17 protein-coding genes are annotated in these 14483 nt (G+C 68.9%); 6 read left to right on the top strand and 11 right to left on the bottom strand.

The genetic code is table 11. The features are described 5' to 3' along the window. Positions 1 to 4 precede the first annotated feature (4 nt). Positions 5 to 1990: a hypothetical protein gene (locus tag Q322_RS0109900; protein WP_029477754.1), complete on the bottom strand. Its 1986-nt coding sequence runs from the start codon at positions 1988 to 1990 to the stop codon at positions 5 to 7. Between the two features lie 48 nt (positions 1991 to 2038). On the opposite strand from Q322_RS0109900, the gene alr reads away from it, so the two are divergent. From alr to Q322_RS0109885, 3 genes are read left to right on the top strand one after another with little or no spacing between them, the layout of a single operon-like run. After that, positions 2039 to 3100: an alanine racemase gene (gene alr, locus Q322_RS0109895; RefSeq protein ID WP_029477753.1), complete on the top strand. Its 1062-nt coding sequence runs from the start codon at positions 2039 to 2041 to the stop codon at positions 3098 to 3100. A gap of 13 nt (positions 3101 to 3113) precedes the next feature. Then, on the top strand, positions 3114 to 3959 hold the full coding sequence (gene prmC / locus Q322_RS0109890; protein ID WP_029477752.1) for a peptide chain release factor N(5)-glutamine methyltransferase: 846 nt from the start codon (positions 3114 to 3116) through the stop codon (positions 3957 to 3959). Positions 3960 to 3974: 15 nt separating this feature from the next. Beyond that, positions 3975 to 4805, top strand: a complete 831-nt coding sequence (locus tag Q322_RS0109885) for a VC0807 family protein (protein ID WP_029477751.1) — start codon at positions 3975 to 3977, stop codon at positions 4803 to 4805. A gap of 65 nt (positions 4806 to 4870) precedes the next feature. On the opposite strand, the gene coaD is transcribed toward Q322_RS0109885, so the two are convergent. The 3 genes from coaD to Q322_RS0109870 are packed head-to-tail and all read right to left on the bottom strand — an operon-like array spanning position 4871 to position 6277. Next, positions 4871 to 5392 carry a pantetheine-phosphate adenylyltransferase gene (coaD, locus tag Q322_RS0109880; protein ID WP_029477750.1) on the bottom strand — a complete coding sequence of 174 codons (522 nt, stop codon included), beginning with the start codon at positions 5390 to 5392 and terminating at the stop codon, positions 4871 to 4873. After that, positions 5389 to 5937 carry an RsmD family RNA methyltransferase gene (locus tag Q322_RS0109875; RefSeq protein WP_029477749.1) on the bottom strand — a complete coding sequence of 183 codons (549 nt, stop codon included), beginning with the start codon at positions 5935 to 5937 and terminating at the stop codon, positions 5389 to 5391. Before Q322_RS0109875 ends, coaD begins: the two co-directional genes overlap by 4 nt. A gap of 58 nt (positions 5938 to 5995) precedes the next feature. After that, positions 5996 to 6277, bottom strand: coding sequence for a hypothetical protein (locus Q322_RS0109870; RefSeq protein WP_029477748.1), 282 nt, complete (start codon positions 6275 to 6277; stop codon positions 5996 to 5998). A 47-nt stretch (positions 6278 to 6324) separates the two neighbouring features. Here Q322_RS0109870 and Q322_RS0109865 point away from each other — a divergent pair, with 47 nt between their 5' ends. Both Q322_RS0109865 and Q322_RS0109860 read left to right on the top strand, forming a co-directional pair. Beyond that, the gene (locus tag Q322_RS0109865) at positions 6325 to 6606 is read left to right on the top strand and encodes a DUF3248 domain-containing protein (protein ID WP_029477747.1); all 282 of its coding nucleotides are present in this window, start codon (positions 6325 to 6327) and stop codon (positions 6604 to 6606) included. 25 nt (positions 6607 to 6631) lie between these two features. Next, on the top strand, positions 6632 to 7135 hold the full coding sequence (locus tag Q322_RS0109860) for a DUF3809 domain-containing protein (protein ID WP_029477746.1): 504 nt from the start codon (positions 6632 to 6634) through the stop codon (positions 7133 to 7135). 191 nt (positions 7136 to 7326) lie between these two features. Here the strand turns inward: Q322_RS0109860 and rsfS are convergent, their stop codons facing one another. From rsfS to cdaA, 5 genes are all read right to left on the bottom strand, one after another. After that, positions 7327 to 7719: a ribosome silencing factor gene (gene rsfS / locus Q322_RS0109855; protein WP_051668411.1), complete on the bottom strand. Its 393-nt coding sequence runs from the start codon at positions 7717 to 7719 to the stop codon at positions 7327 to 7329. Beyond that, on the bottom strand, positions 7703 to 9013 hold the full coding sequence (locus Q322_RS20850) for an LCP family protein (RefSeq protein WP_084147915.1): 1311 nt from the start codon (positions 9011 to 9013) through the stop codon (positions 7703 to 7705). Before Q322_RS20850 ends, rsfS begins: the two co-directional genes overlap by 17 nt. Continuing rightward, complete coding sequence (gene yqeK / locus Q322_RS0109845; protein ID WP_084147918.1) at positions 9010 to 9567, bottom strand: bis(5'-nucleosyl)-tetraphosphatase (symmetrical) YqeK; 558 nt, start codon at positions 9565 to 9567, stop codon at positions 9010 to 9012. Before yqeK ends, Q322_RS20850 begins: the two co-directional genes overlap by 4 nt. A gap of 279 nt (positions 9568 to 9846) precedes the next feature. Continuing rightward, positions 9847 to 10839, bottom strand: a complete 993-nt coding sequence (locus Q322_RS0109840; RefSeq protein ID WP_051668409.1) for a CdaR family protein — start codon at positions 10837 to 10839, stop codon at positions 9847 to 9849. Beyond that, positions 10836 to 11750 (bottom strand): diadenylate cyclase CdaA, encoded by a 915-nt coding sequence (gene cdaA / locus Q322_RS0109835; protein ID WP_084147914.1) that lies wholly within the window; start codon positions 11748 to 11750, stop codon positions 10836 to 10838. Before cdaA ends, Q322_RS0109840 begins: the two co-directional genes overlap by 4 nt. A 127-nt stretch (positions 11751 to 11877) precedes the next feature. On the opposite strand from cdaA, the gene Q322_RS0109830 reads away from it, so the two are divergent. Then, a complete protein-coding gene (locus tag Q322_RS0109830; protein WP_029477739.1) occupies positions 11878 to 12558 on the top strand; it encodes a metal-dependent hydrolase in 681 nt (226 codons plus the stop codon). A 125-nt stretch (positions 12559 to 12683) separates the two neighbouring features. Here the strand turns inward: Q322_RS0109830 and Q322_RS0109825 are convergent, their stop codons facing one another. Both Q322_RS0109825 and trpS read right to left on the bottom strand, forming a co-directional pair. After that, positions 12684 to 13424 (bottom strand): segregation and condensation protein A, encoded by a 741-nt coding sequence (locus tag Q322_RS0109825; RefSeq protein ID WP_029477738.1) that lies wholly within the window; start codon positions 13422 to 13424, stop codon positions 12684 to 12686. 10 nt (positions 13425 to 13434) lie between these two features. Next, entirely contained in the window at positions 13435 to 14433 is a 999-nt protein-coding gene (gene trpS, locus Q322_RS0109820) for a tryptophan--tRNA ligase (protein ID WP_029477737.1), read from the bottom strand. Between the last annotated feature and the right edge of the window lie 50 nt (positions 14434 to 14483).

Below are 14483 nucleotides of genomic sequence, written 5' to 3'. Positions count from 1 at the left end.
GTGCCTACCAGCCTAGATCCGGCGGGGTCACCACCCGGTCTGCCGGAAGGTCACTGAACAGCGTGTAGGTCAGGGTGTAGGTGCCCGGAATCACCCGGTTCAGCACAATGGCGTCGCCGTCCACGCGCGGCTGGACATTCGCCAGACTCGGCCCCTGGAGTTGCAGTGGGCCGCGCACGGCGGGGGTGCTGCCGCCGCCCGGCAGCGGATCGATCAGGCGGACATTTTCCAGCGTGCTGTCCACCGTGAAGACCAGCGTGACCTGGTAGTTCTGCGCGCCCGCGTTCACGTTCTTGGTCAGGCTGGCCCGCGCGCCCCCCTGCACGCTGCGGGTCACGTTCGCCCCGGCGGGACTCTGGACCCGCGCCGTGCCGGTGGTCCGCAGACCCACCGGGTCCAGCACGGCCTCGGCGGTGTCGCTGCGGCACACGCGCACCGGCAGTTTCAATTTGAGCGGCTGGCCCCCGCTGAACTCGCCGGAGGTCTCCAGCGGGTAGTCGCTGGTCCAGCCGGTGGGCAGGTTCAGCTTCAGGCGGCCCGGCAGGCGGTACGGAAAATCGGTGCGGGCGCTGGCGGTCAGTTGCGTCACGTCGCAGGCGTTCAGGATGTCCGGGACGGTAATCAGGGTCACGTCGGTCCGCACCCGGTACTCGATGGTCACCCTGCCCGCCGCGCCGTCCGTGACGCGGCCCGGCAGCGGCGGCGTGAAGGTGCTGCCGGGCACCGGGGTGGGCTTGACCGGGTAATCGCCGGGCGGGAGCGGCACGCTGGCAGGGGTATTCAGGGTGCGCCCGGCCACCTCGAAGGGCACCCCGGTCAGGGGAATGCGCTGATCGCCGTAGAGCGCCACGGCGTCCACGGCCAGTTGCCCCTCGGGCGCGCGGGCCACGAAACGGATCTTGGTGAAGCCCGGCTGGTAGCGCACCTCTGTGGGCGAGACGATGTTGCCGGTGCCCTGCACGATGCTGGAGCTGATCGGCACGTAGCCGGGCGGCAGTTGCGGGCGCACGCTGCTCTCGCCCACCAGCGTGTACGACGCCCCCGCAATCGGGCGGCCCTGCGGGTCCACCACGTCCACCAGCAACTGGTTTTCGATCCTGGCTGCCGGGGGCGGGTTGAAGCCTCCGACCCGCGCCGTGACCGGCTGGTCATTCAGCCGGAACGAGTAGCGCACCGAGTTGCTGTACTGCTTGCTGGTGGGCAGCACCCGGATAAAGACCTGCCACTCGCCTACCATTTCCGGGGTGATGGTAAAGCGGTCGGTGGCGGTCCTGCCGTTGTCGCTGGGCGTCAGGTCCGCGCGCTTGCCCCCCGGCTGCACCACGAAGGTCTCGGCCTCTGCCGGGCCGTCGATGTCGTAATTCAGGATGCCCACGGTCTTGCCCACCCAGTCGGCGGTCACGTTCAGGCGGGCGGCCAGCAGCGGCTCGGGCGTGTTGCTGCGGGCGTTGACGGTGAAGTCGCTGGTTTCCAGCGCAAACGGCGAGGCCACCCGCAGCGCATACGAGTTCTTGCCGTCGCCCTTGCTGTTGACCCGCAGCGTGTATGTCCCGGCCCCGAGGCCGCCCGCGAACAGGCTGTCCCAGGTGTGTTCGCGGTTCTGGCCGTAACGCCGCTCGGCCACCGTGCCGCCGGGGCCGACCAGGGTAAAGGTGGTGGTAAACGCCTCGTTCTTCTTGTACAGCTCGTCGCCGAAGTACCCCGCCGCGCGCCGCCCGTCCACGTAATCGGCCAGGTTAAAGCCGGGCGAGTAGATTTCCAGCCCCAGCGGTTTCCCGGCGTCCTGCGGCGAGATCTGGAGGGTGTAAGTCTCCACGTCCTGAATCCATTTCTCGCCCACCGACACCAGCGGCAGCAGACCCCCTACCGGGCTGCCCCCGGTCTGGGCGACGGCGACTGGCGAGAACACTGGCGAGAACAGCAGTGCGGTGAGAGCGGCAAAACCGGTGGGTAGGCGGCGGGTGAAGCAGCGGGGAAAGACGTTGCGCATGACTGCAAAAATCATACACGCCCACCCCGCGCTAGCATCGGCACCGAGATGCTCTACGCCCGCGCCCATGCCCGCACGTCCGCCGCCGCCCTTGAGGGCAATCTGCGCGCGCTGTCCCGCCGCGCCCTCGTGCCGTTGCTGCTGCCCGTCAAGGCCGACGCCTACGGCCACGGCCTGGAGATCGTGGCGCGCGTGGCCGCCGGGCATTCCGACGTGTGGGGGCTGGCGGTGGCGACGCCGCAGGAGGCCGGAGCGCTGGCGGCCCTGGGCCTTGGCAAGCCCATCCTGCTGCTGACCCCGCCACGTCCCGCCGAGGTCGCGGTGCTGGCCGATCTGGGCGTGCGCCTGCCTGTCGCCTCGTTAGAGGAGGCCGAGGCCCTGCCTGCCCACGCCCGCGCGCACCTGAAGGTGGACACCGGCATGAACCGTCTGGGCGCGCGGCCCAGGGACGCCGTGCGAATCGGGCAGCGGCTGGCCGAGCGCGGCGTGCTGGAGGGGGCGTACACCCACTTCGCCACTTCCGACGAGCCGGACCTGGAGTTTGCCTGGGAGCAGTTCCGGCGCTTTCAGGCGGTGCTGGCTGAGCTGCCATCCGTCCTCGCGCACGCCTCCAACGGCGGCGGCATCCTCAGCCTGGGGGCGCTGCCGGGGATGGGGCTGGCGCGGCCCGGTCTGGCCTCCTACGGCTTTGCGCCACCGCACCTGAAAGAGGTGCTGCCCCTGACGCCGGTCATGACCCTGGACGCCGAGATCACGCACCTGCACACCGCCCGCGCGGGCGAGAGCGTCAGCTACGGTGGCCTGTGGCACGCCCCGCGCGACACCCTGCTGGCCACCGTGGGCTTCGGGTACGCCGACGGCTTTCCGCGCAACGCCACGGGGCAGGCCCAGGTGACCGTGGCGGGCGAGCGCCGCCCGGTGGTGGGCCGCATCTGCATGGACCAGTGCATGGTGGACGTGACCGATTTGCGGGTGGAGGTGGGCGACTCCGTGCGTTTCTGGGGGCCGGACGGCGTCACCGTCAGCGACGTGGCGGGCTGGGGTGGCACCAACGAATACGAGGTCCTGACCGGCCTAGGCGCGCGTGTGGAGCGGCTGGCGGCGGAATGAAGGCGCGGGGAAGTTGAATCTCCGGGATCACCTCGCCGCCGCCGTCCGGACCCTGCGTGCGGCGGGCGTCCCCTCGCCGGAAGTCGATGCGCGGGCGCTGGTGTTGCACGCGCTGGACCTCTCTGCCACGGCCTTCCTACTGCGCGGGACAGAGGAAGTGGGTGGGGCCGACGCTGAACGTCTGGCCCAATTGCTCCGGCAACGGGCCGCGCGTGTGCCTGTGCAACATCTGCTGGGAACGGTGGACTGGGGCGGCGTGCAGCTCCGGGTGGACCGGCGGGCGCTGATTCCCAGACCAGAGACGGAATGGCTGCTCTCTCTGGCGCTGGCTGATCTGAGGGCGGTCGTTGCGCCGCGTGTGGTCGATGTGGGCACGGGGACGGGGGCGCTGGCGCTGGGGGTCCAGGGGGCGAGGCCAGATGCGGCGGTGCTGGCGGGCGATCTCAGCGCCGATGCCCTGGCGCTGGCACGGGAAAACGCGGCGCTGAACGGGCTGGATGTGGAGTTCGTCGAAAGCGATCTACTGACCAGTATCTCCGGCCCCTTTGATCTGATTCTGGCGAATCTGCCGTATCTGCCCGAGGGTGACCGCGCCCACGCCGAGCCGGAAGTGCGGCACGATCCCGATCTGGCGCTGTATTCCGGCCCGGATGGTCTGGCCCTGGCCCGCCGCCTGATGCCGCAGGCCCGCGCCGCCCTGGCCCCGGCGGGCGTGCTGTGGCTGGAGCTGGACCCGCGCAATGCCCCCGCCCTTGCCGCCGAGCTATGCATTCAGGGCTGGGCCGCCGAAGTTCATCCTGACCTGGCGGGCCGCGAACGCTTCGTGCGTGCAGAACTTATGGCCCTCACCCCGAGGTGAGACAATGCGCGCCGTATGAGCGACCCGGCTTCCCAATCCAAACCCGCCGCCACCCCCCCCAAAAAAGCCCGCACCCGCGTTCCCAAGACCGTCTGGGATCTGGTCTTCACGCTGGTCATTCCCATTCTGATCCTCAGTCCCAACATCCTGGGCAGCGGCATCAGCATCGCCGAGCAGGTGTTCGGGGGCGGGACCACCGGCAACGTGCGGGCCTACCTGCTGGCCGCGCTGATTCCGGTGGTGTATGTCCTGTGGGATCTGAGTGTCAACCGCAACGTCAGTCCGGTGGCCCTGATCGGCGGAGCGGGGGCAATCTTCTCGGGGGCGCTGGCCTTCTGGTATGTGGATGGCTTCTGGTACGCCATCAAGGACAGCGCGCGTTCTTACCTGACCGGCATCCTGTTTCTGATCAGCGCCGCGACGTCCGTACCGCTGTTTCGTGTGTTTCTGGACGCCGCCAGCATCGGCGAGAAGCCGGAGGACCGCGCCGCCACGCAGCAGGCCATGCGCGACCCTGGCGTTCACCGGGGACTGGTGCTGGGAACGGTGGTCTTCGCGGTGGTGGACCTGATCGGCGGCGTGATCAACAGCGTCGTCAACTATGACCGCGTGACCGCCAAATTCGGCAGCGACGATTTTAACGCCCAGATCGCCGCCGTCAACGCCATCATGCGCGTGCCGGGGCTGGTCATCAGTCTGGTGGGCGTGTTCGCCGCCATCTGGCTGGTGCAGCGCGCCGTCAGGGTCCGTTTTGGGCCGGACGCCAGCCTGCTGGAACCCGCCAAACTGGCCGCCGCCATGCGCGAGCGCGGCGAAATGGGGGCGGAGGGGATTGGCCCGGCCTGAGCTTGACTCCCCACAAAGCCGATGCGCCAGCCGAAGTCAGGGCTGGCGCGCCGCTTTATCTCGCCTCAATCCGTAACTGGCGCATGCAGCCGCTCCCGCTCGCCATACACGTCCGCGTATTTCAGCCTTAAAGCGTCGGCGCTGGCGCGCGGGACCATCTCGCGGATGTCGCCGCCGTAGCTGGCGATCTCGCGGATCATGCTGCTGGACACGAAACTCCAGCGGGTGGCGGCCATGATGAACACGGTTTCCACCTCGCCGATCTGGCGGTTCAGGTGCGCGATCTGAAGCTCGTACTCGTAGTCGCTGACCGCCCGTAGGCCGCGCAGGATGATGCCTTTTTGCTCCTGCGCCATGTAATCCACCAGCAGCCCGCCAAAGGAATCCACTCCCACATTGTCCAGATGCCCGGTGGCCGTTCGCAGAATCTCCAGCCGTTCGTCCAGCGTGAACAGGTGCCGCCCCTGCTTGCGGGCGTTGTGCATCACCGTCACGGTGACCGTGTCGAAGATGCGGCTGGCGCGGGTCAGCACGTCCATGTGGCCGCTGGTGATGGGGTCAAACGATCCGGGGAAGACGGCTTTCATGCGCCTTTCACTGTATCTGTCCCCGCTTCCCTGCGGTAGAGGGTCAGGCTGTTGCTGCCGTACTCGCGCACCTCGCGCAGGTAGCCGGGATGCTCGGGGAGTTCCAGGCGGTCCGGGTGCTGGCAGATCAGACACCCGCCCGCCGCCACCACCCCGCTGCCCAGCAGTTGCGCGGTCAGGGCGGGAATGTCGGCCTGATACGGCGGATCACTGAACACCAGATCGAAACTGCCCAGCCGGGGGAGCAGTTTTTGCGACTCGCCGCGAATGATCCGCACGCGCAATTCCAGCGCGCGGGCGTTGGTTTCCAGCGCCTTGACCGCGCGGGCGTCCTGCTCGATCAGCGTGACCGCGTAGCCCCGGCTGGCCGCCTCCAGCCCGATTGCGCCGCTGCCGCCGTGCAGGTCCACGAAGCTTCCCGTGGGCGCGCGGGCCGCCAGCAGGTCAAACAGGCTCTTGCGGAGGCGTGCGCCGCTGGGCCGGGCGCTGTCCGGCACCTTCAGGCTGCGGCCCCGAGCGCTGCCCCCCAGAATCCGCAGGCTCACGCCAAGCCCCCGCGTGAATGTCTCACGGCGTCAGGGCGGGGGAGAGGCTGGTCCCGGATCAAGTTCCCGCGTCCATCAACGCCTCGTACTCCGCGAAGCCGTCCAGCGCCCCGGTCTCTAGCAGCCAGTCGCCCTCCTGCTTGTGTGCCTGACTGACCTGCACCAGACGGTTCAGCTCGGCGTCCACACGCTGGGAGACGCGGCGCAGGGGCATCCCGGCTGCACCCTCCACGCCGCGCCAGCTCAAGAAGGCGCGGTGAAAGGCGGGCAGGGCGTCCAGGCCCACACGGGTTTCCAGTTCGCGCCAGGACACGGCGGGGGCGGGGGGTTCGGCAGTCATCTCGCCCTCCGTTCTACTCCGCGCAGCCCGCCGGGTACAATGGCCCCATGAGCGAACCGTTGCCGCCGGACCCCAGCGCCGCAACTGCTGGTGCCGCGCCGGAGGCCGAGCTGATCCGCAGCGTGCTGCCGCAGGAACTGGAGGCCCTGGGCGGCCAACTGGTCTGGCGCATCGGCAAGGATGAGGTCAGCGACGACGTGATCGTGCGCCTGGGTTACGCCTCGGCCACGCCGCGTTTTGCCCACCTGCCCCGCCTGCGCAGCGCCAGCGACGCCGATCTGCTCCTGGCGATGGAGGGCGGGCACGTGGTGATCGAGTGGGTGGACTGAGCGGGCGGCCCGGACGGGGAGGGGCGTGATCATCGAGGCCGGGCGGCACTTCACCCTGCCCGCTCCCGGCTCTGCGGCGGAGGCGCTGGCCTTTGTGCGCGACCCGGCCCGCGCGCTGTCGCGCCTGCATTTCCTGCGCGGGCTGCATGTCCATGGGGATGAGCTGCGCGGCGAGCTGCTGGTGCCGCTGCCCGTGCTGGGCGAGGCCGATCTGCCCTTCCTGTGCGTGCTGGCCCCCACCCCCGACGGCGCGACGCTGACGCCGCAGCCGATTGAGGGCGAACGCGCCTGGGTGGAGGTCACTGGCCAGGCCCAGGTCCTGGAGGGCGCGCAGGCGGCCAGGGGCGGCGAAACGGCGGTGGAGGTGACCTTTAATTTCCTGTTCCGCGCCCACCTCGCCACCCCCGACGCCCAGGGCTGGGGCGGCGCGGCCTTCGAGAAGATGGTGCGGGCTGCCGCCGGACGCACCCTGGAAAGGGTCACCCAGGAGTTGCCCGAGGGCCTGCGGGAGGCGCTGGAAGCGGGCTGATTGTCGGCGGGGCAACTCGATTTTAGCAGGATGCCCTGCCTGCTCCCTCTCCCGGCGCAAGGGTGGCGGGGTGGGGGGCCGCCGGGCAGATCACCACCGTCAGCAGGCCGTCCGGCGTCCCCTCCATGCCAATCCCAACAAAAGAGGCAGGCCACCCGGCCCGCCCCTGTCTGCCGCGTCCGAACTGAACGTTACTCCTCCGGGAATTCCAGCGCGCGGGCGTCGCTCCACAGCCCTTCAAGGTCATAATACTCGCGGGCTTCCTTGGTCATGATATGCACGATGACGCTGCCGCTGAACGACAGCAGCAGCCAGCGCTCGCTGGGACCCTCGACGCTGGGGCGCGGCAGTCCGGCCTCCATCGCCTTAATGCGGATGTTTTCCTGCACGGCGTTGAGCTGCAACCCGGCGGTGGCGGTGCAGATCACGAAGTATTCCAGCGTGCTGCTCACGTCCGACAGGTCCAGCACGCGCACGTCCTCGGCGCGGCGTTCGCGGGCGGCGTCCACAATGGCCCGCAGTTGGCGCTGGTCCATTTCGCGGGGGGAGGGCTTTCTGGCGGTCTGTTCAGTGTTCAGGGTCATGGGGTCTCCGTGGGGGGGTAGCACCTGGCGTCGCGCGGGGCGGTGCCGTCAACTGGGCATAGGGGAAAAGGGCCGCGAGGTGTGCGCGGGCGTCCACACCCAACAGAATACCCACCTCGCCCGCCTCGACTGGGAAACGCTCACCCTGGAGGCGCGGCAGGCCCAGCAGATCGGCCAGCGCGTTTGCGTCGGCGACGTCCTGATCGGTAAAGACCTGACTGGCCTCGCGGCTCTCGGGGGCCACGCGGACCCCCACCCGGGCGTAACCCAGGGTCTTCAGGGCGCGCTCCACGGCCCCGCCCAGCGCCGCGCCGCTGGCGTCCACCACGCTGACCTTCACGTTGGGGGTGGGTGAGGCGGGCACGGGCTGGTCCCCCCACAGTTTCTCAAGCCCCTCGCGGTTGACCGCCAGGTTGAAGCTGCCGCGAATGGTGTCGGTGGGCAGCGTGGCGAAACTGAGCTTGAGATTGGACAGATACGGCCTGAGCGCCGTGAGCAGCTCGGGATCGGCGTTGGTTTCCACCCCGTTGCCGACGCCGCCCAGGATGGTGGGCAGCGCCGCCAGTCCACGCGGGCTGCGCAGTTTGGCCGCCAGTTGCGCCAGCGCCTGCTTCTGGTGGTCAATGCGCCCGTAATCGTCCCCGAAGCCCTTGCGCACGCGCAGGTACAGCACCGCCGCCTTGCCGTCCAGATGGTGTGGCCCGGCGTCCAGCTTGAGGTTGACCCCGGCGGCGTTGTCCACCCATTCGACGCCGCCCTCCGGCACGGTCACGTCCAGGCCGCCCAGCGCGTCAATCACCCGCTCGGCGTAGTCGGTACGCAGGACAACGTAGGAATCCACCCGCTCGCCCACCACCGTTTCCACCGCGCGGGTCAGGGCTTCCGGGCCGCCCGAACCATAGCGGCTGTTGACCTTCTGGACGCTGGGGCGCTCCTGGGGATCAAAGGGGCCCACATTGGTGTCGCGCGGAATATTCAGCACCCGCACGCGCGAGCCGTCCACCTTGACCAGCATCAGGGTGTCGGTGTTGGGCGGCTCCAGCGCGCCCACCGGGTTGTCCTGGTCCTTGCAGGGCTGATGGTAATAGCAGTACACGATGTCGCGCCCGGCCAGCAGCACCGTGAACTGCGGCGCGGCTCCGGCACTCAGCGCCACTCTGGAGGCGCTGCCCGCGCCCTGGAGCAGCGCCAGGCCGCCCAGCGTCAGCGCGGCCAGACTCAGGCCGAAAGCTTGCAGGGCGCGCAGCCGGGCCAGCGTGCGGTGAGGCGCAGTGGAGTCAGAGGGAACGTTCACTGAAAGGCAGGGGTGGACACGGGCTGCGGCACCGGATTGGCCGTGATCTGGGCGCAGCACGGCAGCGCGTGATAGGAGCGCAGCGTGCGCGGGTGCACCGTGATGCCCTTGCCCTGGAGGTAAGTGACCTTGGAAAGAATGGCCTGTTCCAGCGCCGCGTTCAGGTCTTGCAGGGCCAGTTCACGGATATCGGCATTGACCCCCCGTCCGGGTTCGGACACGTCGGCGATGTACACGCACTTGGCGACGCAATTGCCGCCGCGCGGGCCGGTGGTGTGGTCCTCGACAGCTTCCAGTACCACCGAATCGGCGTAGCCCCAGCGCTCCAGCAGCGTGCGCCCGGCGCGGCCATGCAGCGCCAGCGGGTGCAGCCCGTCGATCTCGCATTCCGGCGGCGCGAGGCGCAGCAGCTCGGGGTCCGGCAGGTCACGGGCGATGTCGTGCAGGATGCCCGCCGCGTAGGCGCGCGCCACGTCCAGCCGGTTGGCCGCCGCGATCTGCGCGGCCAGTTCAGCCACCCGCACCACATGCTCGAAACGCCGGGGCCGGACCATCAGCCGCACACGCTCCTCCCAGCCAGTCCAGGCGCGGGTCTGGCTGTGCAGCGTCGGTACGTGAGCAATCACTGGACGATCACCGGGCCATGTGGCCATTCCTCCACATCATTGGTTCACTATACGCCCCCCCGCTGACACTGAGTTGATCTGGGCAACAGTTGGAATCAGTTCCAGACTCATCCTCAGCTCACAAAATCGTTTTCGCTGCCGGAAGTTCTGTGGTTGGAGCATTTTGGCAATGCACCGTGCCCCAAAAGTGCTCGGAACCCGGTCGGCTCAGGGCGTGTTGACCGGAAACTCGGTCTCCACACTCAGGCTGACCGTGACATTTTCCAGCGCCTGCGCGCCTGCCGGAAGGTCCAGCCGCACCGGAGCGCTGTAGCTGCCGGAGCGGTAGTCCACCGTGCCGCTGATCTCGCGCAGGCGGGCCAGCAGATCGGGGGCGGCCACCACCCGGACCGTGCTGGGCTGGATGCTGCGGGCCGTGACCCTCAGGTTGGCGGGGGGAGCGTTCAGGGTCACGGGCAGGGTCTTGATCGGCAGTTCCCCGGTGTCCAGGCGGCGCACCGTGACCGTGGCCGGGTTGGACACCACGCCGTCGATGGGTTTGCCGTCCTCGTCCAGCGCGATCAGCGGCACCTCCCGCTCAGAGGCGGCCCCCAGACTTTCGGGGCTGGTCACCAGTTTCGACACCCTGACGATCACCCGTCCGGGGCCGGCCACGCGGGCCTCTGCGGGCGTGACCGTGTAGCGCGGCAGGCTGGCCTCCGGCGGCGTGACCACGCTGAGGATCACCGGCAGCGTGCGGGTCAACTGGGTGTCCACGAAGCCCTGCACGGTGTCCGGCGACTTGCGGCTGACCGTGGTGCCGTTCGGCGCGGCCACAGTGACGGGCCGGGTGAAGCTGCCCTCGGGCGCGCCGGTCACGTCCACGATGGCCTCAATGTTTCCGGCGCGCAGTTCGCGCAGGCGTTCGGGCCGCCCGGACAGGGTCACGCGCACCGTGGCCGGGTTCAGGTCACTGGTGGCGCGGGTGCCCTCGCCGCGCCCGCCGGTGGTGTCGCGCACGGTGACCGGCACGTCGTAGCCCTGCTCCACATTGGCCCGGCGCTCGGCGGTGGCCACGAACCACAGCGTCACGGCCACCGCCACCGCCAGCAGTTTTGGTCCCAGGTTGTGCGTGCTGCGCCCCCAGACGTAGCGCGGCTCCAGCCAGCGCCGCCACGCGGGCGGCTCCTGCAAGGGCGAGCCGGAATCGCCCGCGCTCACGTCCGCTCCTTGCGTATCTCGGGGCGTATCTCGGGGCGGCCCTCGGGGCGCAGCTCAGAACGCAACTCGGAACGGGGCCTGCTTTCGGGCCTGACCTCTTCAGTCTCGGCCTCGTCTGGAACCTCCGGTGGGGCGGCCCTGCCCGGCGTGCTGGGATGGCCAGCGGGATAGTCATAGACCAGTTCGCGCAGCTGCTCGCGCAGCTCGGTGCCGTTCAGGTCCGGCCCCAGGCGTCCCGCCAGGGCGATCCGCATGCTGCCGCGTTCCTCGCTGACCACCAGCACCACCGCGTCGGTCAGCTCCGACAGGCCGATCGCGGCGCGGTGGCGGGTGCCGTAGCGGCGGTAGGTGCCGTCGGCGGGTTGCAGCGGAAACAGGCAGCCCGCCGCGATCACGCGCGCCCCCTGGAGGATGATACCGCCGTCGTGCAGCGGGGCGTTGCGGGCGAACAGCGCCTCCAGAAACGGCACGCTGACCAGCGCGTCGATGTTCACGCCGGTCTCGGCATATTCGCCCAGCGGCGTGCGGCGCTCGATGGCGATCAATGCGCCGGTCTTGCGTTCGGCCAGCCGTTCCATCGCGCGGGCCAGGTCCTGCAAGGCGGCCCCGCTGACGCTGGCATCCCTGCCACGCGGGCGGCCCACCCGTTCCAGTGCGGCCCGCAGTTCCGGCTGAAACAGCACCAGCAGCGCGAAGATGCCCACCGTCCCGGCGCGGCCCAGCAGGTAGCTGAGGGTGGTCAGCCCCAGCAGTTGCGCCGCCACCCACACCCCCGCGAAGACCAGAATCCCGCGCACCACGTTGACCGCCCGCGTCCCGGCCACCAGCAGGTACGCCTGATACACCAGGAACGCGACCACGACGATGTCCAGCACATCCTGGACACCAATCTGACCGAACGGGGTGGTCATCAGAGGAACGGAGGACTCCTTGAAAAAATGCGGCGGGCAGGAGGGCGGCAGGGCATACGGGTTGCGCGCTTACTATACGGTCTGTCCGCGTTTCGCTGTCTCTGAAGCCTTTCCTGGAGGACCACCCATGAACATCCGTTTCCTCGGCCACAGCACCTTTTTGCTCCAGAGCGGCGAGCACCGCCTGCTGATCGATCCCTTTATCACCGGTAATCCCAGGTCTCCAGTCACGCTGGAGGAGGCCCTGACCTGGAAACTCAGCGCCGTGCTGGTCAGCCACGCGCACGGCGATCACTGGGGCGACGCGCTGGCCTTTGGGAAGGCGGGCACCCCCATCATCGCCACCGCCGAGATCGGGGGCTACGCCCAGAAACACGGCGCGGCCAACGCGGTGGCCCTGAACATCGGCGGCACCTATGCGCCGGAGTGGGGAACGCTGACCCTGACCCCCGCCTGGCACAGCAGCTCGTTTCCCGACGGCACCTACGGCGGCATGCCCACGGGTCTGGTGATCGAGCTGGGGGGCCAGCGGGTCTATTTCGCCGGGGACACCTGCCTGTTTTCCGATATGCGTCTGATCGGGGACCGGGGTCTGGACGCCGCGATCCTGCCGGTAGGCGATCATTTCACGATGGGGCCGCAGGAGGCCGCCCGCACGCTGGAACTGCTGCGCCCCAGGGTTGCCATTCCCATGCACTTCGGCACCTTTCCCCCGCTGACCGGCGATCCCCAGGTCTTCAAGCGCGACGGCGAGGCGCAGGGCGTGGACGTGCGGATTCTGGAGCCGGGCGAGACGACGGCAATCTGAGGGTGAGGGTGGATTTTACTGGGCGGGTTCATTGCTGAACTGCCCCTCGCCCCGGCCCTCGGCTCCACGGCTGGACCAGTCGCCCACGGACGGCGAGGGCACAGGCCAGGCACCTTGTTCAGCGTTCAGCCCTCCACCAGATGTGACTGCACCGAAATATCCCCGTACGCCTCGGCCTGTTCCACGGTGAATTCTCCCTCCTTAACGCCCTCCAGCAGGGCGGCGAAATAGGTCGCCCGCTCGTTCCAGTCCTGCGCGGGCAGACCCCGGAAGGTGAAGTGGCGCAGGCGGCTGCCGAAGGCCCGCAGGGCGCGCAGCGCGTCGGCCAGGGTCAGGCGGTCGCGCGACAGCAGCGGCGTGTCCACCTGCCGCACGGCGTTCCGCGCGGCGCGCACCAGTTTTGCCAGACTGCTCGCCGGATTGCGCGGGCGCTCGCGGCGCGGCAGGTCTAGCGTGACGGGCCGCGCCGGGATCAGGCCCTCGCGTTCGCGGCGGCGGGCCATCAAGAAGCCCACCAGCGTGTCCAGTTCGGCCAGCGCCTCCACGCCTTCCAGCAGGTCCTCAAGGGCCTCGTCGGGGGCGTCCTCGTGCCACGCTTCCGGCTCCGGCTGGGGCAGCAGCAACCGGGCTTTCAGGGCGATCACGGTGGCCAGGGTAGGCAGCAGGTCCGGGTGCGCCTGGGCAAAGCTGCCGCCCGTCAACTCCTGCACCCAGGCCAGCACGCCGCGCGTCAGCGTCAGCAGGCCCACCTCGGGCGGCTGAATCCGCCCGGTCCTTAAAGCGGAAGCGAGTTCGGCCAGCGTGCCGCTGAACGCGGGCAGCTCCACCACGAAGCCGCCAGAAGAAGTGGCGATAGAGACCGTCAAGACTCTGGCCTCACAGTTTCAGAAAACCCACCTTCTCGCGCACCTCTGCCATCACGGGCGCGGCAATGGCGCGGGCCTCCTTCGCCCCCTGCGCCAGCGCGTCGCGGATATCGTCCGGGTGCTGGCTCAACTCCACCGCCCGCTCCTGAACGGGGGACAGGCCAGCGGTCACGCCTTCCATCAGCTTTTTCTTGCAGTCCACGCAGCCGATCCCAGCGCGGCGGCATTCCATGTCCACCATCTCAATCGTGGGCAGATCAGAAAACAGCTTGTGGTAATCGAAGATCAGGCAGACGTCGGGGTTGCCGGGGTCGCTGCGGCGCACGCGGGCCGGGTCGGTGGGCGCGGCGCGCAGCTTCTGCCACATGGCGTCCAGGGGTTCCAGTAGACCCAGGGTGCTGTTCTCACCCCTGCTCTTGCTCATCTTGCCATGGCCGTCCACGCCGGGAATCCGCAGGGCGTCCTTGTTGTAGACCGCCCTGGGTTCGGGAAAAGTCTCGCCGAAGCTGTGGTTGAAGCGCCGAGCAATCTCGCGGGTCAGCTCGATGTGCTGGGTCTGGTCCTCGCCGACTGGCACGGTATCGGCCTTGTACAGCAGGATGTCGGCGGCCATTAAAACCGGGTACATCAGCAGGCCCGCCGGAACGCTTTCCAGCGCCCCCGCCTTGTCCTTGTACTGGGTCATGCGTTCCAGCTCGCCCACCGGAGTCAGGTTGGTGAAGATCCAGCTCAATTCCTGATGCTCGGGCACGTGGGACTGCGCGAAGAACACCACCTTGCTGGGGTCCAGGCCCACCGCGAAGTTCGCCAGCGCCATTTCAAAGGTCCGTCTGGCCAGCAGTCTGGGGTCGGAGGCCGCCGGATTGGTCAGCGCGTGCAGGTCCACCACGCAGTAGATGCTGTCTTTGCCGTACTGCTCGCCCAGCGCCACATAATTGCGCATGGCCCCGAAATAGTTGCCGATATGGGGCTGACCCGTGGGCTGGATTCCTGAAAAAACACGCGACATAACCGGGGCATTCTAGCGGGCTGGGGGCGGCTGCTCTGCGGCGGTGGGGG

Source organism: Deinococcus frigens DSM 12807, assembly GCF_000701425.1.
GTDB classification, from domain to species: domain Bacteria; phylum Deinococcota; class Deinococci; order Deinococcales; family Deinococcaceae; genus Deinococcus; species Deinococcus frigens.
The sequence above is the reverse complement of the archived record's forward strand: the minus strand, read 5'-3'. Positions and strand labels throughout refer to the sequence as shown.

What these genes read in the sequence shown, in the direction of transcription:
- Q322_RS0109885 (WP_029477751.1), top strand. Translation starts at nt 3,975, where the DNA reads ATGAGCGACCCGGCTTCCCAATCCAAACCCGCCGCCACCCCCCCCAAA.
- cdaA (WP_084147914.1), bottom strand. Translation starts at nt 11,750, where the DNA reads ATGACCACCCCGTTCGGTCAGATTGGTGTCCAGGATGTGCTGGACATC.
- Q322_RS0109900 (WP_029477754.1), bottom strand. Translation starts at nt 1,990, where the DNA reads ATGCGCAACGTCTTTCCCCGCTGCTTCACCCGCCGCCTACCCACCGGT.
- coaD (WP_029477750.1), bottom strand. Translation starts at nt 5,392, where the DNA reads ATGAAAGCCGTCTTCCCCGGATCGTTTGACCCCATCACCAGCGGCCAC.
- rsfS (WP_051668411.1), bottom strand. Translation starts at nt 7,719, where the DNA reads ATGACCCTGAACACTGAACAGACCGCCAGAAAGCCCTCCCCCCGCGAA.
- alr (WP_029477753.1), top strand. Translation starts at nt 2,039, where the DNA reads ATGCTCTACGCCCGCGCCCATGCCCGCACGTCCGCCGCCGCCCTTGAG.
- yqeK (WP_084147918.1), bottom strand. Translation starts at nt 9,567, where the DNA reads ATGGTCCGGCCCCGGCGTTTCGAGCATGTGGTGCGGGTGGCTGAACTG.
- Q322_RS0109830 (WP_029477739.1), top strand. Translation starts at nt 11,878, where the DNA reads ATGAACATCCGTTTCCTCGGCCACAGCACCTTTTTGCTCCAGAGCGGC.
- Q322_RS0109870 (WP_029477748.1), bottom strand. Translation starts at nt 6,277, where the DNA reads ATGACTGCCGAACCCCCCGCCCCCGCCGTGTCCTGGCGCGAACTGGAA.
- trpS (WP_029477737.1), bottom strand. Translation starts at nt 14,433, where the DNA reads ATGTCGCGTGTTTTTTCAGGAATCCAGCCCACGGGTCAGCCCCATATC.
- Q322_RS0109865 (WP_029477747.1), top strand. Translation starts at nt 6,325, where the DNA reads ATGAGCGAACCGTTGCCGCCGGACCCCAGCGCCGCAACTGCTGGTGCC.